A 25,856-nucleotide genomic window follows, 5' to 3' on the forward strand; every position below is an offset into this window, starting at 1 on the left:
GGCGGAACGTTAAGGTTGAAGTCCAAGTTTTACGGCTTCTGGGCGCGATGGTAACAAAGTTCGGCTTCTTCTGTTTCCCCCAGTTGAGTTAAAACATCCCCCAATAGCTGGTAGGTAGATAGCCAGTTCGGATTTAATTCGATGACTCGGCGGTAACATTGGGCTGCTGCTTCTAAGTCCGCTTTGGCAGCTTGGGGAAGAGGTTGTAAGGGAGAGCGATTTTGCAACGCTTCCCCCAAATGTTGGTAAACAACATCAGATTCGCTGATATTTAAGGCGCGACGGTAAGCAGCAATCCCTTCATCCCAACGTTGCAGTTGAGCCAAGGCAAACCCTAAATGATCTTGAGCTTCCAAGGAATTTGGATCAAGTTCAACGGAATGGTGATAGGCAGTAACCGCCTGTGGCCACCGTTGTAAGGTCGCTAAAGCATCCCCCAAATGTTGGTAAATAATCGCCACATCAGGAGCCAGTTCCAATGCTTGATGATAGGAGGTAATTGCCTCTTCCCATTGGTGGGTTAGGGATAAGGTATGTCCGAGAAAATGATAATAAATGGCGAATTGAGGGTCAATTTCTGTGGCTTTACGGAAATCGGTAATCGCCTCTTGCATTTTGCCTTGATTTCTGCTAATCAAGCCTAACTTATAATGAGTCCAGGATGATTTGGGGTTCAGTTTAATCACCTGTTGATAAGACTCAACGGCTTCCTCAATTTGGTTTAGAGCTTCTAACGCTTCTCCCAACTGTTGATAAAGTTCCCAGTTGTTGGGACTGACTTCAAGGGCTTTCCGCAAATAAGCAATGCCTTCGCCTCCTCGTCCTTGTCTAGCAAAGGCTTCCCACAAATAGTGATAACAGGAGGTTGCATCCGGTTCCAATTCAAGTGTGGTTTGTAGGGAACTGATGGCTTCTGAAAAATGTCCTTGTTGACAAAGCAGTTTCCCTAAACTTTGCTGAAACTCATAAAAATCAGGATTCAGTTCCACCGCGCGACGATAGGCTTCCGTTGCTTCAGGGAGTCTACCCTGTTGCTCTAGGAGTTCTCCCAGGTTATAGTAAGACCAAGCCGAGTTAGGGTTCAATTCGCAGGCTTTTTGGTAACTGGCGATCGCCTCCTCAACCTCACCCAGTTGAGCCAGGGTTTCCCCTAAATTGTGGTGATACCAGGAAAAATTGGGTTTTTCGTTAATGGCTTGATGGTATATAGTAACCGCTTCTTGAAGTTGGTTAAGTTGCTTGAGTCTGTTAGCTTGGTCAAAATAGGTTGCAGAGGTTTGGTCATTATTGATCAATACACTGTTCATGTTAATCTAGTCTTACTCTAATTTTACTTCTCTATCTAAAATATACCTTGCTGTTATGAGATTTATCACAAAAGTTAATTTTAATAAAAATATAGAAGAAGCTGATCGGTTTTGTAAATTTGATTTTGATCTTGTTCCAGAAATAATAGAGGAACATCTGAAGTTATCCGGTTGGGTAATTGGAATAGAATCCCCAGCCGTTGGTGTTGAATTAATTCAAGATGGTCAGTTAGTAGGGGAAGCTCCTTTAACAATTCATCGTCCTCGTGCTGCTAAAATCTATGCAACTTTTCCGGGTGCTGAACAAAGTGGTTTTATAATTGATACGACGCTAGAGAAAATTAATGTAGAATCGGGACATATTTTGATCCAAGCTGTTTTGGAAAATTTTCAAAGAATTCCATTGTCTAGCCTGAATTTATCGCAAATTTCTGTGCCTAGTCCCCCAAAGAAAACGTTTTTTATTCATGTTCCTAAAACGGCGGGAAGTTCATTTAATAAGTTTTTACATACCTATCTACATGGAGATAGTCACTGTGAAGCTTATTTAGAAGTGAATCAACTCTGGGCATTCCAAAATTTAGATGTCCTAAAAAGCTGGGACTTTATTTCGGGACATTTGAATATTCAATATTTTAATAGAAACTTTAAAAAAGACAACTATTTACTGGTTACTTTACTCAGAAACCCTCTTGATCAACTTATCTCTCATGTAAATTGGCTGGCTTCTGTTCACCAGTGTGATCACAACTCAAGATTTTATCAATCTCATCCAGATTATATCAAAAAAATGGGATATAATCTCTATGAAAAAGACTTAAAAGATCATCGGGATATTGTTGATTTTTTGCTGAAATATAAATTATTTAAAAATAGTCAATCGTCTTTTTTCCAGTCCGATTCTAACTTAGATGCTGATCAAATAATTGAAAACTTACTTGACTTTGATTTGGTAGGATTAACAGAGGATTATAGCCAATTTCTTAAAAACTATATCACCCTGATTGGTTTAGAACCTATTGTCGAACCTGTAATTGAGCAGATCAATGTAAATTCAGAACCCGCTTTAAATAAGAAGGAACTACTAAATAATAGCAATTTTGTTGAATTTATCAATGATTATAACGCTGTTGATATCAAAGTTTACAATTATTTTTATGAATTAAATAAAAACCGAGTAGACAGTTTTCGCTCTGATGATTTGTCAACAGACCACAAGAAAAATCAAAAGATAGAGTTGGTTTTAGACAAGATAAAAAAATCTGTCAGTGAACCCAATCATGATTTAGAAGAAAGTGGCCAAGAGTTAACCATAACTAAAGCAGAACTTCAAAATACACGAGAGGAGTTAGAACGTTTACAATCTCAGTTCGATGAAGTTTTATCGGAATTAGAACAAGCACATTGGGAACTTCATCAAACTGAACAAGCCCAGTCTGGAAAAGCTGTTTCAACTTTAAAAGGAGAACCTGATCTAGAAGCCATTAAAGACACACAAATACTTGAGCATCAAGAGTTAAGAACTGATAAAATTCTACTGTGTGCGATTGCGAAAAATGAAGCTGCTTATTTAGTAGAATGGGTTGCTTATCATAAATTTATTATCGGTTTTGATCAGGTTTTAATTTATAATAATGATAGTAAAGATGACAGCAAGTTACTCCTTGAGCAATTAGACAAACTTGGAATTTGTCAATATAAATATTGGCCCAGATCCAAAGGCGAAATTCCCCAGCTAACTGCATATAACGATGCGATTCAAACTCAGAGTCAATCCTATAAATGGGTTTGTTTCTTGGATTTAGATGAGTTTTTGGTGCTGAAAAATTTTAATTCGATTCACGAGTGTATCCAATCTTTTGAAAACCAAGCTGATAGTATCCAGATCAACTGGTTAATGTTTGGGTCTTCAGGACACTCTACTTACAGCCCTGAACCTGTTATTCAAAGATTTACAAAATGTGCTGATAAAGATAACCCTAATTCCATAACCGACAATAAGCACATGAAATCTATATCGAAAATAGATTCTATAGAATCTATAGACATTCATATTCCGCGACTAAAACCTAATTCCAGATATTTTCACATTGATGGAACAGAACTGCATTTCGGTGCTAATCCAACTTCAGAGCATATTAAGGGTCAAGGGTATATTAATCATCACCCAGCCCAAATCAACCATTATCAATCAAAATCTTTAGAAGAATACAAATGTAGAAAACTCAAAGGCAGAGCTACCGTTGATGAAACTTCTGCTCAAATTTATCTTAAACCCGGGGATTTTGATCGTCTTAATTCCTATTGTAATCAAATCGACAATCTTGATATTCTTGCTACGCTTTCACCGTTAAATCATAAAATTGATTCTATCTATCAAGCTTTAGGGAGCAAGGAAGCATACCAAAATAAATTTAAAAAATTCATCCAGTCAGAAGCAGCTAGATATAATAGTCTTGGTAAAAGTCCTACTCCTATCAACAAATCAACAATGCCAAAAATCTCTAAGGTTCCTCTATGGGCACCAGAAGCGGTGGGTAAAATTTCCGAGTTTTTAATGGGAAGGCCAGGGGCTAAAATTTTAGAATTTGGTTCCGGTGGTTCAACAATTTGGCTGTCGAGTTATGATGTTGAGCTAATTAGTATTGAGCATGATCAAAGCTGGTTTTACGCCTTACAATCAAAGCTGGAAGAACAGACCATTTCAAACGTTCGTCTCGTCTTCAGAGAAAAGCCCTATTTCAGGATTGCGGATGAATTTCCCGATCATCATTTCGATCTGATTTTAGTGGATGGCAGAGATAGAAATGACTGTATTCAAGCCTCCCTTAAAAAAGTTAAAAATGGAGGGTTGCTGGTACTAGATGATGCCCAACGGACTCGATATCGAATGGGAAGAAATCTACTAGAAGCTTTTCCTTCGGCTAGATACTATCATCCCCAGCGCTATACACAAATTTGGTCGATCAGGCATGATTTGAATTGTCGAAGTTTGGCTGTAGACAATCCCTTTGAAGACAAAATAGAAAGAGTTGTTTCTGAGCAATCAGTTAGTTCGGACTGGGAACGGATCTTCGAGCAAAATCCTATCCGCCTTTATGCAGGTTCTTTGTCGAAACAGGCGAAGGAAGATGGATGGATCGGATTAGCTCTCGATAAATCTGATCAATGGCATATTAAACATGATTTAACTCAACCTTTTCCGATTGGTGATGGAGTCGTTGATTGTTTTCAAGCTGAGGATGTAATCGAACATATAGAGCCAGCAGATTTACTATCTGTGACATTTCCTGAGATTTATCGGGTGATGAAGCCAGGGGGTTTTATTAGAATATCACTACCCGACTATCGCTGCGATTATCTAATTGATCGTTGTTGGAAAAATGAACAAGGAGATGTTTATTATGATCCTCTAGGAGGGGGGAAATGGGATGCTAAACTGAAGCGAGTAACTCCAGGGGGTCATATTTGGTTTCCTACTTATGAAAGGTTGCGATCTCTCATTGAGTTATCACCTTTACGACATTGTAAGGCTGATTGGTTGCATTACTACGACGTGACTGGTCAGCCTGTGATACATGACATTGACTATTCCAAAGGATATATCATGCGAACTCCTGATCATGATCGTCGTGTCCAAAATCCGCGTCGTCCCTTGTCTATCGTTGTAGATTTGTATAAAGACTAAGAAGCCACTGAAGGGGTGAAAAGTTGCTTAATCTGTTCCGAAGTCGCATCGCTCAAAAACTGACCCAAACGTACTTTCACCCCTAGTTGTCGCCCCTTCAGCTTTAAGAGAAAACCTTGATTTTCCTTAGGCTAAAAGGACTTTATTTCCTTCAAATACCTCCTAGCAAAAATCATAGGGATTATATTTGAGGCTTTGGATAGTGACTATCTGTATCCAAAACATCATCCAAAGTTAAATCCCATCTAAATCGATCATAGTTTACTTCTCTAACTTTTTTGACTAAAATAGCAACTCCCCCAAATCCAGCGTGTGCTGCTAGTAATTCTTGCGGTGGATGTACTTGATCTAAATGAAGGCGTAAAGGTGCAAAAAGACCAGACTTGATAATCTCAAATCCTAAAGCTGGAGAAAATAATACCTTCAAACCTTCATCAGAAAAACGCCAAAAGTCCCAAGGTTTTTCATGGATAGGCCAAGCGAAATGACTACTATGGTAAGCAATGCCACCGACTTCAAGAATTTTACTAATTTCTTTAGCAACGAGCCAAGGCATGGCTAAATGTTCTAAAACAGATAACGAAAAAATTGCATCAAATCGTTGATTACTAAAGTATTGAGAGAGTTGATGAGCATCCCCAACAACATCAGTATTGGAGTCTGGATAATAGTCAAATCCTGTGTAAGATTTGAAATTGGAAAATAAAGATCGCTTGCTGGTACTTCCGGGGGAAACAATGCGCGAACCAATTTCTAAAACATTAAAATCATTTTGGTTAACTAAATTGATAAAATCATTAAATAAACCGCCAGCATCAATATAGTTTATAGGAGGCTGTGGTAATGACCCATCAAAAACCAGTGTTTTTTGATAAGTTTCACCTTGACCGTGAGTATTAAGTGTGACTTGATGTTTAGCAATGCGAGGGAGATGAACAACAAAACCACAATTCTGAGTTTGATACTGGGGATAAACAGCACCGACATCAGGACGAGGATGCCATGAAGTAATTGGGATACTATTACCTCCGAGAAAAATTTCTACTTTGTCTAATGCCCCTTTTTTAGAAATCAGCCAGCCTCTAATTGTTAGGGAGTAGTCATTTGACCAAGATTCATCGACTACTAAAATTATTTTGTCATCTTCTACGATCATACACTGATTTCCTTTACATTCAAAATTAGGGTTAATGTGTATCTTTATCGTTTGGTATTACACCGCTATAATTTATAATTTAGAGGTTTTCTTAAGAATACAAATAAACTCAATATGATTTTCTTGAAACTCTTCTACTGTAAATCCAAAGTTTAATTTTTCTTGACAATAAGACAGCAATTCCAGGAAAGTATCAGGTTGCCAGACATGAAAATGAATACTATAATCCATATCTAACAGTAATTTCATCCGATCAGCTATCTGTCCTTCTGGCATTTTATCAACGAGACGAACATATTCTTGATAATGATCCTGTTTAGACCATTCTGGCCCTTTTTGATAATCTTGAACTAAATGCTCAAGAGAAGTCAAAGGACGATCCCGGTCAAAAGTGTAGTGTTTATTGGGAACTCCCATATATAAAATTCCTCCAACCTTTAGAACTCTTAAAAAATTTTGAATTGCACCAATTGGGTTTTGGCAATGCTCAATCATGTGGTTAGCAATTACAAAATCATAAGTGTTATTCTGAAGTGATAATAGTTTTTCCCCATCATCTATAATTTCAGCATCAAGCACACCCAAGGCTGATAATTCTGGATATTGTTGTCTGAGGTCAGTTGCAGACATCCGATCAACATAGTGAACTTTTGCGCCTTCAGGTACCTCTAGTGGAGCGTTAAGCGCACCCACTTCAATCCCTTCCCCAGCAATATATTGAGATGCAATATCTTGGCGAACTTGATATAATACGTCAATCATAGATTAACTCCTGAGTTTTAACTTACACAATTTTGACTTAATCTAGTCTAACTCTTAGAATTGGGAATTTACGATTTAGACTTTAATACTAAAGTTCTGACATATTCTTGTCAAGTGAGGACTATAACACGGATCATTATCAATATACTTTTGCCAACGTCCTTCAATGATTTTTGATTCTCGGTTTAGGCGTTCTTTCTTTTCCGGTGTATCTTCATAACCCCGACTTTTGGATTCATGATGATAAAGTTTAACATGAGGTAAGTATAAATTCCGATAGCCTTGATCTAACATTTTTAAACATAAGTCTACATCATTATAAGCCACCGTCAACTGTTCATCAAAACCCCCTATTTGTTCAAATACTTCTCGCCGACACATCAAACAAGCACCTGTAACCGCAGAAACATTATTAAACCCAACAACATTACCAAAATATCCGGGGATATCAGAAGACATGGCATAATATCCATGACCTGCAACCCCACCTAAACCCATCACAACTCCAGCGTGTTGAATCGTATTATCAGGAAATAACAATAACACTCCTACCGCACCAATTTGAGGACGTTGAACTTGTTCTACCATCGCATTCATCCAGTCAGGATGAATCACTTCGGTATCGTTATTTAAGAATAACAGGTAATCTCCTGTTGCTTGACTGACTCCATAATTATTAATTGTGGAGAAGTTAAAGGGAATATCCAAACGATAACATTTAAACCGTGAAGGTTCCTGAGAATTCCACTTAGAAAACACTTTAAATGTATAATCTTGAACACTGCCATTATCAATAACAATCACCTCATAGTTAGGATAGATTGTTTGAGTAAAAATAGACTGCAAACATCGGTCTAATACTTCTCCTAAATCTCGCGTCGGAATAATGATGCTAACCTTTTTATAATCCATAATTTTATACCGGACTAAATGATGTCCTAAAAACCCTGGAACCCCTGTTACTATTCCTGTTTCTCTCCGTCTATCTACAGCATCTTGAATCGCTTTTTCTGACGCTTCATAAGCATAGGGTTTGGCTTCAGTTCCCCCTGCTGTTGAACCCGAGTGCATTCGCCAGTGATATAAGACTTTGGGAATATGAGCAATTTTTTGAGTTTTTTCTGTAAATCTCAAGACTAAATCATAATCTTGAGCACCTTCATATCCGATTCTGAAACCTCCAATTTCTTCTATAATAGAACGTCGGTAAGTTCCTAAATGGCAAGTATACATCCGAGACAAAAAGGATTCAGGGCACCATTCTGGTTTGAAGTAAGGATTAATTAAGTTACCATTGGGACTAATTTTATCTTCATCGGAATAAATCATATCTAAATCAGGATTTCGATTTAATAATAAAGCAACTTCATATAACCCATCGGGAGTAATTAAATCATCATGATCCAGTAACGTAATAAATTCTCCGGTTGCCAATTCTAAGGCGGAGTTAGAGGATGCAGAAATGTGGCCATTTTTTGTTCTATAAATAACTTTAATTCGAGAATCTTTAGCTTGATATTCTTCTAAAACTTCCTTAACATGGGGAGAGGGAGAAGCATCATCAGCAATACAAAATTCCCAGTAGGGATAAATTTGATTGATCACAGATTCTATGGCTTCTCGGAGAAATTCTTCTGGGGTATTATAAACAGGCATAATCACGCTAAATACGGGTTTATACCGGAATAATTCTATTGTTTCTGCCATTTTTATTAAATCGGATGCTCTGGGAAAATTCTTGTCTCGCCAGAGTTTATACATATAATCTTCAACTAGAATTTGATCTAAAAGTGCTGTTTTTAAACCATTGAAATCAATTCCTAATGCGGGATCAAGTTCGGATGCACGTCGATAATGATGTAGAGCATCTTCTATTTTACCTTGTTTAGCTAAAGCGGTTGCTAAGTTACAGTGTGACCAACCAAAATGGGGGTTAATTTCTAAGCATTTGCGGTAAGTTGCGATCGCTTCTTCTGCATTACCTTGTTTCTCTAAAGTATCAGCTAAATTATGATAAGACCAGTGAAAACCAGAATTTAATTCAATTGCTTTTTTGTAAGCTGAAATCGCTTGTTCAAATTTCTTTTGGCGTTGTTGAATATCCCCTAAATTGTGATAGGAACCAAAAAAGTTAGGGTTTAATTCAATCGCTTTTTCATAGGTTTTAACTGCTGCTTCCAATTGACCTGTTTTTTCTAAAGGTTCTCCTAAACGATGGTAAACATCGGACGAATTGGGGTTAATTTCTAAAGCTTTATTGTAAATAGCGATCGCATCCTCAAACTCACTCATCCTGACAAATGCTTCCCCTAACTTGACCAACATTTCAAAGTCTTGGGGTGCACCATCTTTGACTTTTTTATAATAAATTAGTGCTTGTTCACGCTGATTTTTACTCCATAATAAATTAGCGTATTTCCAACATAGATCTAAGTTATCCGGCTGATATTTTAACAAGGTTTGATAAGCATCAATATCATCGCCATTTAATTCAATAGTTTTTTGATAATATTGATTTGCTTTTTGTAAATCACCTGGGGTTCCTCGGTTTTTTAAAGCATCTGCTAATCGAGAGTAAATATCTGTTAAATTAGGATTTAATTCTAGAGCTTTAGAATAGGAAGCGATCGCAGCGTCCCATCGTTCTAATTTAGCTAAAACTTCAGCAAAATTCTGATGACACTCGGCTGATTCAGGATTTAATACAATTGCTTGAGAATAAGCAGAAACTGCCTCTTCCCATTGATTGAGTTGAGCAAAAACATTCCCTAAACCGTGATAAAATATTGCTGTATTGGGTTTCAGTTGAATTGCTTGGGAATAAGCTTCAATGGCTTGATGCCACTGTTTAAAATAAACATAAACATCACCTAGCGCATGATATGTTTCTGGCGACTTAGGATTAAATTCTAGAGCTTCTAATAATATGCTTAAGGCTTGATCAAACAAACCTTTTTTAACTAATGCTTTACCTAATATTTCATAAGCGTCTCCTAAATTTGGATTCAGATCAATCGCTTTTCGACAAGAATCTATGGCTTCATCCAGTTGACCTCGTTGAGCTAAGGCTTCTCCTAAATATTGATAAGCGATCGCATCTTCTGAGTTAAGTTCAAGAGCTTTTTGATAGTAACTAATGGCTTGATCTAATTCAGCTTGTTTAAATAATGCTTTCCCTAAACTATTATAAAATTCAGTTACATTAGGATTAAGAGTAATTGCACAATTTAACGCATTAATTGCCTGGGGTAAATTACCCAATTTTAATAAAATTTCTGCTAATTGGTATTGTGACCAAGGTGAATCAGGATTTAATTCAATAGCACGTTGAAACGCCTGTATTGCTTCTAATAGTTGATTATTTTCTGCTAACGCTTCCCCTAAATTATGATAAATCCAATGAAATTTAGGGTTTAATTGTCCCGCTTGACGATAAGCAATAATGGCAGCTTGTAACTGACCTGATTGTTTCAGTTGATTAGCTTCTTCTAGTAAATTGGTAGCTGTTTTGAAGTTGCTAGATTTAGATAACATTGTTGATATTTCCTGAATATTCCTAATGTGAATTAACTAATTTATTAGATGATCTGTCAAATCTGTTTTGGTGCGTGCGCTTTCGCTTACGCACCCTACATTTAAGGATTGATTTTTAGCTTCACTTGCCCAAATTTAGCATAAGTTCCATCGTTTAGAATAGCTTGGAATAACAATTCCGTTTGTTCAGATAAAGTTCTGAGTTCAATGGTTTCACAAAATCCACAAAATTCATAATCAGGATTTTTAGGATGCAGTAAAAGAACATCAGGACGGGGAAAGTTAGCCGGAATTTCTTTAATTACTTGACCGTGATTCCCCCTGATTTGAACAGCAGTTATTTTCTCTTGTTGTCCGATTACCCAACCTTTAAAGCAAATTTGACTAACTCCATAATAGGTGGAAATTTCGGGTTGATCAATTTCACAATCCTGTAATTGTTCATGATCAAATTCTATTAAAACGTTGGCAATTTCTACCTGGGCAAATCGCCTTAAACTATAATCCGATGCGGACAACGTTAAATTAGGATTATAACAGGGATCGTGATCAACATAACGTTGCCATCTTTGACGCATAGCTGTCACTTCCTGCATAAATCGCTGTAACTTATCCGGTGTTGTGTCATAACCTCGACTCTTGGATTCATAATGATATAAAACAACATGAGGTAAATAAATATTGCGATAGCCTTGTTCAAGGATTTTTAAGCAGAAATCAACATCATTATAAGCCACCGCTATCTGTTCATCAAACCCTCCCACTTGTTCAAATATTTCTCGCCGACACATCAAACAAGCCGCTGTCACCGCCGAATAATTACTAATAGAAATAATTTGACTATAATATCCGGGGTCTGTTTCCGATGCCATCTGGTGACTATGGGCGGCAAAATGACCCATTCCCACCACAACGCCAGCGTGTTGAACAACTTTATCAGGATACCGCAATAACGCACCCACTGCACCAATAGCAGGCCGTTGGGCTTGTTCTACCATCGCATCAATCCAATCAGGATGAATGACTTCGGTATCATTATTTAAGAATAGCAAATAATCCCCCGTGGCTTTGCTGACAGCATCGTTATTAATTTTTGAGAAATTGAAAGGAATATCTAAGGTATAATATCTAAACCGAATGGGTTCTTTTTCTTGCCATTTTTCTAAAATCTCCTGAGTTTCTGCTTCTGTACTGCCATTATCAATGACAATCACTTCATAATCAGGATAAATGCTGAGAGTAAAAATAGATTCCAAACAGCAATTTAAGATTTTTCCTAAATCTTTAGTGGGAATAATAATACTCACCCGCTTGTAATCTAAAATTTTATAGCGGATTTGATAATGTCCTAAATAAATCGGAACATCTTTAACAATTCCCGGTTCTCCTCTGCGGTCAATTGCATCTTTTAATGCCCGTTTAGCCGCTTCATAAGCATAGGGTTTTGCCTCAGTTCCTCCGGCGGCAGAATTGCTATGAATACGCCAGTGATAGAGGATTTTAGGAATATGGAAAATTTTATCTGTTTTTTCAGTAAATCGCAGGACTAAATCATAATCTTGACTACCTTCATATCCGGTTCTAAATCCTCCAATTTGATTAATAATTTCCCGGCGATAAACTCCGAAATGACAGGTATACATCCGAGATAAAAAGGAATCAGGACACCAATCGGGTTTAAAGAAATGTCCTGTTAATGCTCCTTTTTCATTCAGTTTATCCTCGTCGGAATAAATCATATCTGCGACCGGATGCTGATTTAATAAACTCACCACTTCATACAACGCATCAGGCGTTAAAACATCATCATGATCTAATAACCCGATAAATTCTCCCGTTGCTAACGTTAAAGCTGAATTAGAAGTTGCTGAAATATGACCATTTTCAGTTCTAAAAATGACTTTAATTCTGCTATCTTGCTGTTGATATTCTTCTAATATCGGTTTGACATGGGAAGCCGTCGAAGCGTCATCTGCAATACACAATTCCCAATTAGAATAAACCTGATCTAATACCGATTGAATGGCTTCCCGTAGAAATATTTCCGGGGTATTATAAACAGGCATGATAATACTAATCAGGGGTTGATATTTGAAATCTTTCGTAGTAAGCCCTTCAGGGCTATGGCTATGAGGCGTGAACGCCTCACTACTTGTAGTAAGCCCTGAAGGGCTATAAGGCGTGAACGCCTCACTACGAATTGAATTATATTTCAACCACGCCTGATAGAGTTGTTCATATTCAGATTGAGTTTGAGAGGAAGAAAAGTAAGGATTTAACCTAGCTTTTTTTTTTCGACAATTCCCTCTAATTTCTCCATCACTTCGGGATGCTCTGGGTCTAATTGCAATGCCATTTGATAGAAGACAATAGCCCCATCCAAATGATCATGATTGACTAAGGTATTTGCTAATTGAATATACAATTGAGGATCATCGGGTTTAATCTCAATGGCTTTATGATAAGCAGCAACATGATCAGGGTTTTCTTGAATGACTTGATAATAATATCCCAAGGATTCCTGTAAATCTAATTTAGCTCGATTTCTTAAAGCATCCGCAAGTTTTTCCTGAATATTGGGTAAATCAGACTGAACTTTGATTGCGCCTCGATAAGCTACAACTGCTTCTTCCCACTGTTCTAATTGAGTTAAAACTTCCCCTAAATTATAGTAAGACCAAGGAAACTGAGGATTGAGTTTAATGGCTTGTTCATAAGCAGGAATTGCCTCTTCGCAGCGTTCTAATTTAACTAAGGCATCGGCTAAACTATTGTATGACCACGAATAGCTAGAATCTAAAGCGATCGCCTTTTGATAAGCTGCAATTGCTTCTTCCCACCGTTCTTGTTTAAAGAAAATATCGGCTAAATTGTTTTGTGTCCAAAACACATTCGGATTAATTTCAATGGAACGATTATAAGCAATAATGGCTTCTTCAAATCGTTCCTGATCTCGCAGTAAATCCCCTAATTTTTGATAAACTTCGGCATTATTACTATCAAGTTCGGCAGATTTTTGATAAGCTTTAATTGCCTCTTCTCGTTCCCCAATTTTGGCAAGTGCATCTCCGAAACCTTTATAAGCTTCTGCATCTCCACTGGGATTCATTTGTATTCCTTGGCGCAACACTTGAACAGCATCTTGCCAATTTTCCTGTTTAACTAAAACTTTTCCTAATCCATAATAAGAAGACACTAATTTAGGATTCAAAGCAATGGATTTCTGATACAGGTTAACGGCTTCCTCTAACCGCCACTGACGATTAAAAATCTCCCCGACTTTATAATAAGCAACGGCTTGATTAGCATCTAATCCTAAAATTTGGTTATAAACTCTGATGGCGTCATCCCAACATTCTTGACGGCTGAAGAAATCCGCAAACCCATAATAAAATTCTAAGCGGGATGGTTCTAATTCTAAGGCTCGTTGGTAAGCCTGAATCGCTGCATCTAGTTCTGCTTTTGTAGAATATAATTGACCTAACTGATAATAGGCTCCCGCTAACTGAGGATTTAATTTCAAGGCTTGTTGATAAGCGGCGAGCGCTTCGTCTAATCGACCTTGTTTAAAGCGGGTATTTCCCAAATTAAAATGTTCTTCGGGTGTGGCTTTTTCTGGTTCTAAACTGTAGGCTTTTTCCAAGCATTGTGAGGCTTGTTCTAACTGTCCCATCTGGGTTAAAACCTTAGCAAAATTGCGATAAACCCCAGCAAAATCGGGTTTTAAATTAACCGCTTGTTGATAATAAGAAGCTGCTTTTTCTAACCGTTCTTCTTGAGCATATAAACTGCCTAAATTCGCATAAACTTCAGGATATTGGGGTTGAATTTCTAAGGCTTTTGAATAACAGCGAACCGCCGCCGACATTTCCCCTAAAATTTGCAGGGCATTGCCTTGAATTTTATACGCTTCCGCTAAATTGGGTTTTAATCGTAACGCTTTTTGACAAGCTGCGATCGCTTGATCCCATTCTTTTAAGGCACAATAAGCTTGAGCTTGTTTCAAATAGGTTTGAGGATTACTGGGATGATTCCCGACAGGTGTTGTCCCATTTTTCCCTATGGGTTGTTGCATCGCTCCGGCTAAGGTATCTTGAGGTGAAGCGACTGTCACGGTTGTTCTGGCTGTGGCAGCAGCCAAGGTATCTGAGGGAGCTTGAGGAGTATTTAACTGAATAGCTTGGCGGTAGATTTGTGTGGCTTCCTGAGCTTTACCTTGCCCTTGGAGCAGGGTTCCCAAACTTTGATGGGCTGCGGTTAAATTAGGATTGAGTTGAATCGCTGTCCGATAACAAGCTTCTGCGGCTTTGACATCACCGTGCTGCCCTAACTGATGGCCGAGGTTAAAATATTCTTCTGCCGTTGCTTGATTGGGTTCTAAGGTCAAGGCTTGATATAGGGCTTGTGCTGATTTTTTCGGTTCGTTGAGTTGTGTCCAAACTCTGGCTAAATTTCGATAAGCACCTGCAAAATCTGGTTTTAAGGTGACAGCTTTCTCATAACACGCAATTGCCTGTTGCCATTGTTGCGCTTTGGCGTACAGACTGCCCAGATTAGCGTGAACTTCGGCCCAATTAGGCTGAACTTGCAACGTCCGGGTATACCATTGCTGCGCCTCTTGCAGTTTTCCTTGTCGGAGTAAGATATCCGCCATGAGTTTACAACCGGGTGCATAATCAGACTGAATCTGCAACAACTGGTTGCAAGCCTTGAGCCCATCCTCGAATTGTCCTTGATTAAAATAGATTTCTGCTTGTTGATGGAGAAACTGTACACTGCGGGCGCGAATTTCGTTAGGTAACATAGTTGGTTTCAGTTCAGACACTCAATCGGGATCTTCCCAAAGCTAATTTTACTGGGTTTTGGGTTCTTAATATCAGGTTTTTGAGATTCGACTGTTAAATTTTGAGAGTGATAGCTGTACTCTACTCCTTGTCCCCCATCCCTAAACCTGTTTTCTTTGTACAAATAACATTTCTAATAACCGTTTTAAAGAAACGAGATTGACCCAAATATCCTCCGTCAAGGAATTTTGATACATTAACTCCCGCAGGGGATAGCAAGAAAAGCCCTCTCCCGTTAAAGAATAATGTTCTAACCCCAAATATTGACTAATCACCCAATAATAATGGCGATTATAGTGGGGAGACACCCACTCAATGACTTGGGTTCCCGGTTGACAAAACATAATATTAGTTAAACCACTTCCATGGGCGCCCATAATCACTTTAGCTTGAGCAAACAGAGCCACTTGTTGGGAAAAGGAAAGGGACTCCAGTTGCACCACAACGAACCCCCAGGGATGCAATAATTCAATCACTTCGTTTTCGTTCAAAACCCGACGATAGCGGGCATCTCCTCGACTAATATAAATGCGTTCAGGATAATTGACACCCCCCTTGTCACCCCTCGGTAAAAACCAACGCCGCAAGGTATCAATAGCCCAAGGTTGTAACCATCCCATATATCCAGGATATGAGGGAACAATTAGCTGTTGGGCTTGGATATGGGGAAATTGATCACTTTCTAAGATTTTAAACGCTGGAATTCCCAAACGAGTTAAGGTTTCTCGTTGAAAACTGGCTTGTTGACTATTCACTAAAAACCAATCAATTGTGTTGAAATCAATTCCACTTTGACGCAACAATTCCACCCGTGGCAAAATATCTACCATCCAATGAAAATAGACATTTCCCGACAACCCCGACAACACGGCGACTCGTCCCTCAATTTGCTGTAGGGGCGGTAACTGTTCGGTTTGAAACACTTGATGCTGCATCGGATCATAACTGGGACAACCGGGAAGCGGGGCTGGATATTCCCGTGAAACATCTGCTAATAATTGGTTATCGGGTGTGATAATGGCGATCGCTTTGCAAACCATCCAATAATTTTCTTGAGGAACAATCCAAGCTCGTCCATTGGGAATGATCGCCACAAACAAAGAGGTTGAAGCTATGTTACTCTCTGATATTCCACACTTTTGAATTCCATGTCCCAAATTTTTCCAGGGGAAAGATTGAAAGACACCCTTGAGACAGGGTTGACAGTCTAAACCCCCGCATTCTGTCGGAATTTTACCGGGATTTTTCTCCCCATTCTCTAAACCTGGGCTATTTTTTCCCTCAGAAGCTAATAATCTTAATAGGGAATAATAATGGCTATCTTGTAAATTATGGTTTTTTAACCAGATCAAAGTTGAATTACAAACCCCTTGGGGTCGATCTATTACTTCAGTTCTTGCCCAGTCTTGCAGTAACCTTAATGTTAAAGGAGAGTTGGAAAGTAAAGATTGAAAATTCTGCTGTTGTTGTATCTGTAAAACGGTGTTGTAGTAGTTCGCCGCCGCGTCCCAATCTTCCTGTTTTTCCAGAATTCTTCCTAATTGCAAATCAACTTCAAGCTTCTGAACAAGGGAAACCTCTGACCCCGATTTCAGTAACGTTTGAGCAATTTGATAAACGGTTAATGCAGCGTTAAGTTGCTGACTTTTAAATAAACAATTGCCTAATTTTAGGTAAATTTCAATAGATTGGGGTTGAATTTGGGCCGCTTTTTGGTAGTAACTGACCGCTTGATCAAACTTGCCATAGGTTACTAACGCATTTCCGAGGTTAAGATAGGTTTGAATTAGAAAATTATAAATCGTTGTAGAATCTTTTCCGATTTCTCCATCCCACTGTTTTAAAGCGATGAGAAAATTAGCACAAGCTTGTTGGGCTAAGGACAATTCATCATCACTTGAATGTTCTTTTACTCTCTGACAATAGCCTGTTATAAATTGATGCTCTCGTAAAATAACGTTTTGAAAATACCGCAAAGCTGCATCAATCCGACCTAACTTCAGTAAGGAAGCTCCACAATCGGTGTAGGCAAATCGATTATCAGGATCTAATTCAATAACTTTTGCAAAAAAATAAAATGCAGTTTTATGTTGGTTTTGTTGTTGATAAAGTTTACCTAAATTACTATAAATAAGAGGAAAATCATCCTTGAGTTGTAGAGATTTATAATAGGATTGAATGGATTCTGTAATTTTATTTTGAGCAGCAAAGACTTGACCTAAATTATTATAAATTGAATAATTATCTTCTTCCTTTTTATTATATTTTAAGGCATTATTCCAAGCTTCTATCGCTCCCGAAAAGTCATCTTTCGCAAACAATAAACATCCTAAATTATTATAGGCATTCGCTAAATCAGGCTGTAACTTAATAATATATTGATAAAGGGCAATGGCTCGTTCCGTTTCTCCTAATCCCCCGTAAGCCATTGCTAAGGCAAAATAAGCATAAACATGATGGGGGTTTTGTTCTAAGGTTTTTTGATAGCAGCGAATTGCTTTTAAAACATCCCCACTCCAGGAATAAGCTTGACCTAATTGAAAATATAACTCAGTCCAATCTGGACGCAGACTTAGAGCTTTTTTATAGCAGAATAAGGCGCGATCAAATTCCCCAGTATTGCGATAAACCTGAGCTAAATAAGCATAAGCTTCAACAAAATTTGGCTCTAGTTTAAGTGCCTTTTGATAAGCAGAAATTGCTTCTGTAAATAAGCTTTGAACTTCATACAAATCCCCTAAAATTTTATAAGCTTTAGCACAATAAGGATCTAGTGCGAAAATTTCCGAAAGTGTCGCGTGAGCTTCCCGAACATTTCCTGCATCTACATCTGTTTCTGCTGACTGGATTAAGGTTTCAAGGCTTGAATTCACAGTTTTTTTACTAAGTATTTAAAAATGGGGATAGGAAATTTCTACAATTATTATATTGTATTCTAATTTAGGGTAAAGGTTTAGGGTGAATGCCATAGGCATTGATGAGCTATACCCCCATATTTTAACCTCTCAACTTTAACCTGGGTGCTAGAAGTCGGGGCAGATTTCTATAAATCGTATCCTAACGTTATCAAAACGACTGCTTCTAAGCTGTCACGCAGTTAATTTTTTTGCCCAAAACCCTTGCTGCAAGGACTCTAGCCTACAAAATATCAGATTTAGATGCGTAGCAGCTTAATTGGGTAATTGTTTCAGGACTAAGCTGCCCTAACTTCCGAACTAGCCGAGTTTTATCGAGCACTCGCATTTGAAAACATAGGGCTACTGAATCCTCTAGTAATCCGCCATCTCCTTGAGCAATCGCCATACAAATTGGTAATGTGGCGCGGCGTTGATTCGTTGTTAGGGGAATTGCAAGGATTGTTGTGGAGAACTGAGAAACAATATCATTTTGGAAGATGATGACAGGACGAATACCAGCTTGTTCAGAACCTTGAGTCGGATTGAGATTTGCTAACCAAACTTCTCCCCGTTGAATCAGTTTGGTCATGCTCACGCTTCCTGGGTCAGCATTGCGACATAATCATCCATTCCGGCTTCTGCAAGATTACGGTCTTCTTCGGCAAACTCAATTGCCAGGGAAACAAGTTGATTCGGGTCAAGGGCGACACGATGGCGTCGATCTCGAAATTTTAGGAAGGCAATAAAGTCAGCAACAGCATGAAGTTGCTCATCGGTGAGACTATCGATGTCTTGCTTAAGAACTTCGCTAGTGATTGCCATCTCTGTTGAGGTCAAAGGATTTTAAACGATTGCTCAATTTATAGAATCTACTCATATCCTAGCACAAGGGTTGGAGTGCAGGGAAATTGGGTTTCTTCTAGGCTTAGATTTTGTCCTAATGGGACTTAGACATTTTCTGACTCTGTTCGGGATGGAAATGCTTCAAAACTATAGAAAAAAGGTAGATCAGCAAAAACAGGCAGCAAACCCTTGTCACTATTGGGTTAATACCCATTCAAGCTGAAATCCCTTTTCTCTATCGGTTTGAAGCTATTTTTAAGGCGATTTTTGTCGAAGTCCCCATCGGACGATAGTGAAAGTAAAAGCGGATATCTTTCTGGGTGAAAGGGATTACTGTTACTTAGACTCGTTAATAGCCAGGGGGCGATTTCCTGAACCTGCGACAAGAATGGAAATCGCTTTGGCGTAGAATGGATCTTGGGCTGTCCCCACTAATTTTGGATCAGTAGCCAATTGTTTTTTCTGATCATCAGAAATATCAACTTTAATATCGGGGGTGACACCTTTATGACTAATATCCGTGCCATTAGGCGTATAGTAATGGGCAATGGTCACCGCCAATCCTGAACCATCGGAGAGGGAAAACACCGACTGTACTAAGGCTTTACCAAAGGTTTGAGTTCCCATAACCACGCCCCGTTGATTATCTTTCAACGCTCCTGCTAAAATTTCGCTGGCGCTGGCAGAATTTCCATCCACTAAAACAACAACGGGCAAATTGGTGATGGCGCTGCGGTTATTACGAATTTCCTGATTTTTGCCATTGCGATCAACGGTACTCACAATTGCTCCAGTATCCATCCACATCCGAGCAATTTCAATACTGCTACGCAATAGCCCCCCTGGATTTCCGCGTAAATCGAGGACAAATCCTTGAACTTTTTCTTTGTTTAAGGCTTCAAGGGCGGCTTGCATTTGTTCGGCTGCATGGGAATTAAATTCCCGCAGTTGAATATAACCAATTTTGCGATCGCCTTCGGTATTCAGACGATAGGTAACCGTTTCCAGTTCAATTCGGGCGCGGGTCAGCTTTAAATCAAATTCTTTTCCGCCTTCGCGTCCAATGCGTAAACTCACATCGGTACCAATGGCCCCCCGAATTTTATTGGCCGCCTGTTCAACGGTCATTCCTGTAGTGGAGACTCCATCAATAGACAGCACCTTATCCCCTGGCAAAATTCCCGCTTTCATGGCTGGAGAATTTTTAATCGGCTCAACAACCGTAACCATGCGGGTTTCTTCATCTACAGTCAGTTGCATTCCCACCCCCGTCAGTTCCCCGGCGGTTTGATTGGTTAATGCTTCGTACTGCTTGGGATCCATGAAGCGAGTGTAAGGATCTTTGAGCTTTTCCAAGGCTTTTCGGAGTTCCGCATAAGCGGCTTCACGGGAAGTATAGTTCTTACTGAGAAGTTCTTCCCGTTGAGCTTGCCAATCGACTTTGTTAAAGCTGCCATCGACAAACTCTCGATTCACAATCTGCCAAGCTTCGTCCAATACTGCTTTCGGGCTATCTTTGAGGGTGGCATTGACGCTGCTACTCCAAGCGGGCATCATGAAAGCAGTAACGGTAGCGAGTGCCCCTGTAAACAGGGCTTGACGGAACGGGGAAAAGCGTTTCACGTTCTGGTTCATTGAGTCTCCCTATATCGCTTGAGATCCTTGACTTCCAGTTTAAGCCAGGGATGAAAGCCTTGATTAGATTTTAAAGTGATCTGCTGATCAATGGCTTAGGTAAAAGGAAAAAACTGTTAAAATTAATGACTTTTACCGTTTACCTGTGGAAATTTTCTCAATTTGAGGGGGATTGAGAAAGACAAATCGGGTCTGACTCGAATCCTCTGGGTTGCTAAAATTCAGCTTTTTCAGAACTGTTGTAGCCCAAAAACCTCTAACTGCTCCTTCATTTCAGTATGGGGATTTTCCTGACTGAATTGTTTCGGTTCCAATTATAGCTTGACTGACCATTGAACGGGTAGGGTTGTCGTTACTGATTAAACTAAAATTCAGTCGCCCTGACCCATACCCTGATTCAGTGTTAAACGAGAGTTTATCAAACTCTTGTCAATTATTTATGATATAATTATAAAGGCGCGATCAATTCTGAAAAAAATTGTGGTTCATCTTCCAGCTAAGTTGGCTTTCCCAAAGGACTTATCCATCTTTGTCCCGATTGCGGTTGCCGGAATCGCGTTAGCTAGTATTGTAGGACTGCAACTTTATGCTCCTGGTGGTTTAAACATTTCTGGTGTTCAATCAACACCATCCGATCAAATTTCGACTTCCGCAGCCCAGCAAGCCCAACAACAGGAATTAGCTCGGTTAAAATTGCTGAAAACCTTACCCGCCCTAGGCTATAATAACTTACTAGCTGATTGGGTTTTTTTAGGCTTTCTGCAATATTTTGGGGATGATCCCGCTCGTGAAAAAACAGATTATGAACTGTTAAATCATTATTTTGATGTGATTGTTACCTATGATCCCCTGTGGGTAGAAATGTATAACTTCCTATCTACATCGGTTTCTTTTTACCAAGCCCGACCCGATTTAACGGTTAAGTTGATAGAGCGGGGACTGAAATCTCTTTCCCCGGAAAAAAATATCGGATCTTGGTTAGTTTGGCGAATAAAAGGCGTTGATGAATTATTATTATTAGGAGATACTCAAGCTTCGGTGAACTCTCATCAAATGGCAGCAAAATGGGCTGAGAATACACCGGATCACGCTTTTGCGCCTCGTCTACGAGAATTTGCAGAACAATTAACTCAAGATCCTGATAATAAATTCATCCGAATTCAAAGTTGGTTGATGGTTTATGGGGCGACAGAAGATAAGTTAGTTCGCAAACGAGCCATTCAAGAATTAATAAAGTTAAAAGTTGAAATCAAAACTCAAGAGAATGGGGAATTACAGTTTATAATTCCTCCTGAACTCCTAAAACAGCAAACAAAAAAGAAGAATTCAGAACGGAATAAGGAACAGGGGAAAATAGAAAATAGAAAATAGGAAATAGAGGATAGAAAAAAGTGATTAGGTATCCCACAAGTATTTGTAGCCAACAGTTAAGAATTGCATATTAATTGATCATTTAGAGTTTCCAGGAATCTCATGGGGGTAAGACCCTGGAACCGATCTAAGTTGGGGAAATTTCCTAGGTTGAATCCTTAAGAATTTATGGTTAAGATCAATGATGAAATACCCTAGAGTTATAGCCCCGGTAAGAGTGATGAAACTCAGTAACGGAGGGAATATTAATGAAAATTTTGTTGGTCGAAGATGACCCCCTCACCAGTGCCGCCTTAGCTGAAATTCTTCTGGGTCATCAATATACTATTAATACGGCAACAGATGGCTTAACCACCTTAGAACTGGCTGAGAGTTTTACCTATGATTTAATTTTATTAGATATTTGTATTCCTAAACTAGATGGGATTAGTGTTTGTAAACAACTCCGCATTAAGGGATATCAAAGCCCCATCCTGTTATTAACGGCTAGAGATAGCAGTACAGATCGGGTGATTGGCTTAGATGCCGGAGCCGATGATTATGTGGTGAAGCCCTTTGACCCCGATGAATTAATGGCAAGAGTTCGGGCTTTGTTGCGTCGGGGAAAATCAGTTTCTTCGGCAGTAATGACCTGGGAAAATATTTGTTTTGACCCGATTAACAATGAAGTTAAATGTGAAGATCAGTTGATTCACTTAACCTCAAAAGAATATTGTTTACTAGAACTCTTCCTACTCAATCCTAAGCGAATTTTTAGCCGCAGGGCAATTTTAGATCGACTGTGGGATTTTGCTGAATCTCCGGGGGAAGAAACCGTGAGTACCCATATTAAATGTTTGCGTCGAAAACTCAAAGCTGCGGGAAGTGCAGACTTAATTGAAACAGTTCATGGGTTGGGATATCGGTTAAGATCCCCCTCCAATCCCCCTGAGTCTAAAGTAATGGTTTCTCCGACAAACTCTCGACAGCAAATTCGGGAAAAAACCGCTCATGTTTGGCAAAGTTTTAAAGTTAAAGTTAAAGAACAAATTGCCATTTTAGAACAAGTTTCTTCTGCTTTAGTTGAAAAAAGATTAACCCCAGAACTTCAAAAACAAGCGTTACAGGAAGCTCATAAATTATCGGGATCATTGGGACTTTTTGGGTTGCGGGAAGGCTCACAAGTGGCGCGAGAACTTGAACATCTTTTAGAAGATCCTCAACTAGATATTAAAGACAGTCAATTAATTTCTGATTTAGTCGCAACCCTGAGTTTGGAAGCCAGTCGAGAAACGTTATTAATTCCTTTATCTTCAGAACCCGTTGCTTATTCTCCCTTGATTTTAATTGTTGATGATGACTTAATTTTAGCAGAACAAATTCGAGTTGAAGCGAATGCTTGGGGGTTGCGAGTTGAAATTGCGACGGATCTTTCCGTTGCTCGTAAAATGATTAGTCAAAATCCTCCTAATATTATTTTACTCGATTTAACCTTTCCTAATCCTCAAGAAAGTGGTTTAACGTTATTAGCAGAACTCAGCCGTCGGATTCCTCAAATCCCCGTTATTACTTTAACTGGAGGGCAAAGTTTAAAAGCTCGTGTTACGGTTGCTCGTTTAGGTGTAAAGACCTTTTTATCTAAACCTTTACCGGCGTATGAAATTTTAAAAGCTGTGACGGAGGTACTCTCCTGGTCTCGACGGGGAAGGGGAAATCGGGTTTTAGTTGTGGATGATGATCCTGCTCTTTTAAGCTATATGAGTAACTTGTTAAATGCAATAGGTATAAGCGTTATAACCCTAGAAAACCCGGAAGCTTTTTGGGAGGTGCTGTTAGATTGTCATCCCGATTTATTAATATTAGATTGGGAAATGTCCGGTTTCAATGGTTTAGATCTCTGCCAAGCGGTACGCATTGATCAACGATGGCGACATCTTCCGATCATCTTTTTTTCAGCTTATACTGACGAAAGTAGAATTGTCCAAGCATTTGCAGTGGGGGCTTCCCAATATCTAAGTAAGGACATGGGTGCAGAAGCCCTAAGCACCGAAATTTTGCGTCGTTTGCAACCTATTTTGTAATCGATGAACGTTGAAATCAAATAATTTTGGCAATTTTATCGGCTATAGCACTATACATTACAGTTGTACAAACGGGCCTAAATCAAGAGTGGCCATAGCCTGACGGGATAACTGGCTGTGTCCAGGGGGGTCTGTACTAAATCCAGCAAACCTTTTCCCAATTTATAATTCGTAATGAGAAAAATCTTAAGAAATCAAAACTCAACTTCAAATTTTCTTCAAATTTCCTTGCTAAGTTATTCATAAAAGCAATCAAATGGACACCTGTTCACTTTGAGCGCGGGAATTTATCAGGAAACTTTAGCAGAAGCAATTCATGATTTTCGAGAATTTAAAAATTTGGCAGTTTCTGAGCAATCTGTATCAACAGATACAGATTTTCACCGATAACCCGATTTCAACCAATCCCCCCCTCACCATTTGGGTCGCTCAGGAGGGAACAACACCAATTCGGGATGTCCAAATGCAAGAAACGTCAACCCATCTTCTTTTAAACATCTCTATTCCCTATTTTCAACCCGAAGATTTGGAAATTCGGGTAACATCCGAAACGGTTTTTTTAGCGGGAGAAAAGATTGAACAGGTACAAATTTTGGGTTATTGTGATTTTACCTATCCAGCCCAAGAATTTAAAAGTTTGATTCCTTTACCTTATTCGGTGCATCCCGAAACCGTAACAGCAGAATTTCAGGGGAATGTATTACAACTCACTTTACCCAAGCAACAAACCTTTTCACCCTGTACTCAAGGAATTATCGTTCGTTGTGATTCAACGGTTAAAAGGTTATCTGTGGCTAGAGAGTGAATGGCAACAATAATGTTTTAATTGAGTCTACATTATATTTCAGCTACTACTGGTTAATCATACTTGAGTTTGAGTCTAAATTACTATCATTGATCAACCCTCTAATCCCTTTCTATTCGTTCAGTAAACCCAGTTGGTTTTACCGTCGTAAACCTTTATTAATCATCCGGTTGAGTATTCTGTGGTTAGAATGTATTTAGCGAAACTTGCAATGACAATTTATGTCATTAAATTTGGAGAACCCACCACATCATGGATAATCAAGAAAACTGGGAACCCGATGAACCCAAATTATGGGAACTTCGTTTATATGTTGCTGGGCAAACACCTAAAGCGATTACAGCGTTCACCAATTTAAAAAAAATTTGTGAGCAGTATCTCCAGGGTCAATATCAAATTGAAATTATAGATTTGTTAGAAAATCCGCAACTCGCCCAGCAAGATAAAATTTTTGCCCTTCCTACATTAGTTCGCACCATTCCCCAACCCTTGAAGCAAGTTATTGGGGATTTATCCAATCCTGAAAAAGTCTTAGTGGGTTTAGAACTATGGAAAGGGGAAGAGTGGAAAAATCCTTAATTCAATACAAAAGGAAAAGATCATGAAATCTCATTCTCTGCAACCTAAACCGGAATTTCAGCAACTAAGAGAGGAAAATTTTTACAGCTTTCGTTTATATATTGCAGGAACTAATTTTAAGTCAATTCTTGCTTTAAAAACTATCAAGCACATTTGTGAAACTTACTTGAAAGATCATTATGATTTAGAAGTAATTGATGTTTACCAGCAACCGGAATTAACTCAAGGTGAACCCATCGTTGCTGTCCCAACTTTGATTCGACTACTACCCTTACCATTACAACGAATTATTGGGGATTTATCTCAAACTGAAAGAATCCTCATGGCTTTAAATTTATCCTTTTAAATCATGTTTTTCCTAGATTTGAGAGTTAA

General features: G+C 38.8%; 16 protein-coding genes. 6 read left to right on the forward strand and 10 right to left on the reverse strand.

Going from position 1 to position 25,856, the window contains the following annotated elements; genetic code table 11:
• Positions 1 to 29: 29 nt before the first annotated feature.
• Positions 30 to 1,307 carry a lipopolysaccharide assembly protein LapB gene (locus H6G57_RS19255; protein ID WP_190521412.1) on the reverse strand — a complete coding sequence of 426 codons (1,278 nt, stop codon included), beginning with the start codon at positions 1,305 to 1,307 and terminating at the stop codon, positions 30 to 32.
• Positions 1,308 to 1,362: 55 nt separating this feature from the next.
• Between H6G57_RS19255 and H6G57_RS19260 the strand changes: the two genes are divergently transcribed.
• Complete coding sequence (locus tag H6G57_RS19260; protein WP_190521414.1) at positions 1,363 to 4,995, forward strand: glycosyltransferase family 92 protein; 3,633 nt, start codon at positions 1,363 to 1,365, stop codon at positions 4,993 to 4,995.
• 181 nt (positions 4,996 to 5,176) lie between these two features.
• On the opposite strand, the gene H6G57_RS19265 is transcribed toward H6G57_RS19260, so the two are convergent.
• The 9 genes from H6G57_RS19265 to ctpB form a co-directional block, all read right to left on the reverse strand.
• Complete coding sequence (locus H6G57_RS19265) at positions 5,177 to 6,151, reverse strand: methyltransferase domain-containing protein (protein ID WP_190521416.1); 975 nt, start codon at positions 6,149 to 6,151, stop codon at positions 5,177 to 5,179.
• 72 nt (positions 6,152 to 6,223) lie between these two features.
• Positions 6,224 to 6,913 (reverse strand): bifunctional 2-polyprenyl-6-hydroxyphenol methylase/3-demethylubiquinol 3-O-methyltransferase UbiG, encoded by a 690-nt coding sequence (locus tag H6G57_RS19270; RefSeq protein WP_190521418.1) that lies wholly within the window; start codon positions 6,911 to 6,913, stop codon positions 6,224 to 6,226.
• Positions 6,914 to 6,988: 75 nt separating this feature from the next.
• Positions 6,989 to 10,447, reverse strand: coding sequence for a tetratricopeptide repeat protein (locus H6G57_RS19275; protein ID WP_190521420.1), 3,459 nt, complete (start codon positions 10,445 to 10,447; stop codon positions 6,989 to 6,991).
• Positions 10,448 to 10,548: 101 nt separating this feature from the next.
• Entirely contained in the window at positions 10,549 to 12,513 is a 1,965-nt protein-coding gene (locus H6G57_RS19280) for a glycosyltransferase family 2 protein (protein ID WP_190521422.1), read from the reverse strand.
• Between the two features lie 209 nt (positions 12,514 to 12,722).
• On the reverse strand, positions 12,723 to 15,251 hold the full coding sequence (locus tag H6G57_RS19285) for a tetratricopeptide repeat protein (RefSeq protein ID WP_190521424.1): 2,529 nt from the start codon (positions 15,249 to 15,251) through the stop codon (positions 12,723 to 12,725).
• Between the two features lie 141 nt (positions 15,252 to 15,392).
• Positions 15,393 to 18,164, reverse strand: a complete 2,772-nt coding sequence (locus tag H6G57_RS29645) for a tetratricopeptide repeat protein (RefSeq protein WP_190521426.1) — start codon at positions 18,162 to 18,164, stop codon at positions 15,393 to 15,395.
• Positions 18,165 to 18,429: 265 nt separating this feature from the next.
• Positions 18,430 to 18,777 (reverse strand): type II toxin-antitoxin system PemK/MazF family toxin, encoded by a 348-nt coding sequence (locus H6G57_RS19295; RefSeq protein WP_190521428.1) that lies wholly within the window; start codon positions 18,775 to 18,777, stop codon positions 18,430 to 18,432.
• Between the two features lie 2 nt (positions 18,778 to 18,779).
• A complete protein-coding gene (locus H6G57_RS19300; protein WP_190521430.1) occupies positions 18,780 to 19,010 on the reverse strand; it encodes a hypothetical protein in 231 nt (76 codons plus the stop codon).
• Between the two features lie 357 nt (positions 19,011 to 19,367).
• The gene (ctpB, locus tag H6G57_RS19305; RefSeq protein ID WP_190521432.1) at positions 19,368 to 20,666 is read right to left on the reverse strand and encodes a carboxyl-terminal processing protease CtpB; all 1,299 of its coding nucleotides are present in this window, start codon (positions 20,664 to 20,666) and stop codon (positions 19,368 to 19,370) included.
• Positions 20,667 to 21,146: 480 nt separating this feature from the next.
• Here ctpB and H6G57_RS19310 point away from each other — a divergent pair, with 480 nt between their 5' ends.
• The 5 genes from H6G57_RS19310 to H6G57_RS19330 all read left to right on the forward strand — a co-directional run bounded on the left by H6G57_RS19310 (position 21,147) and on the right by H6G57_RS19330 (position 25,827).
• Positions 21,147 to 22,037, forward strand: a complete 891-nt coding sequence (locus H6G57_RS19310; RefSeq protein ID WP_190521434.1) for a hypothetical protein — start codon at positions 21,147 to 21,149, stop codon at positions 22,035 to 22,037.
• Between the two features lie 248 nt (positions 22,038 to 22,285).
• On the forward strand, positions 22,286 to 24,097 hold the full coding sequence (locus tag H6G57_RS19315; protein WP_190521436.1) for a response regulator: 1,812 nt from the start codon (positions 22,286 to 22,288) through the stop codon (positions 24,095 to 24,097).
• Positions 24,098 to 24,413: 316 nt separating this feature from the next.
• Complete coding sequence (locus H6G57_RS19320; RefSeq protein ID WP_190521438.1) at positions 24,414 to 24,902, forward strand: Hsp20/alpha crystallin family protein; 489 nt, start codon at positions 24,414 to 24,416, stop codon at positions 24,900 to 24,902.
• Between the two features lie 252 nt (positions 24,903 to 25,154).
• Positions 25,155 to 25,481 carry a circadian clock KaiB family protein gene (locus H6G57_RS19325; RefSeq protein WP_190521440.1) on the forward strand — a complete coding sequence of 109 codons (327 nt, stop codon included), beginning with the start codon at positions 25,155 to 25,157 and terminating at the stop codon, positions 25,479 to 25,481.
• Between the two features lie 22 nt (positions 25,482 to 25,503).
• The gene (locus H6G57_RS19330; RefSeq protein WP_190521442.1) at positions 25,504 to 25,827 is read left to right on the forward strand and encodes a circadian clock KaiB family protein; all 324 of its coding nucleotides are present in this window, start codon (positions 25,504 to 25,506) and stop codon (positions 25,825 to 25,827) included.
• Positions 25,828 to 25,856: the final 29 nt, after the last annotated feature.

The sequence above is a fragment of the Planktothrix sp. FACHB-1365 genome (assembly GCF_014697575.1).
In the GTDB taxonomy this organism is placed as follows: Bacteria; Cyanobacteriota; Cyanobacteriia; order Cyanobacteriales; family Microcoleaceae; genus Planktothrix.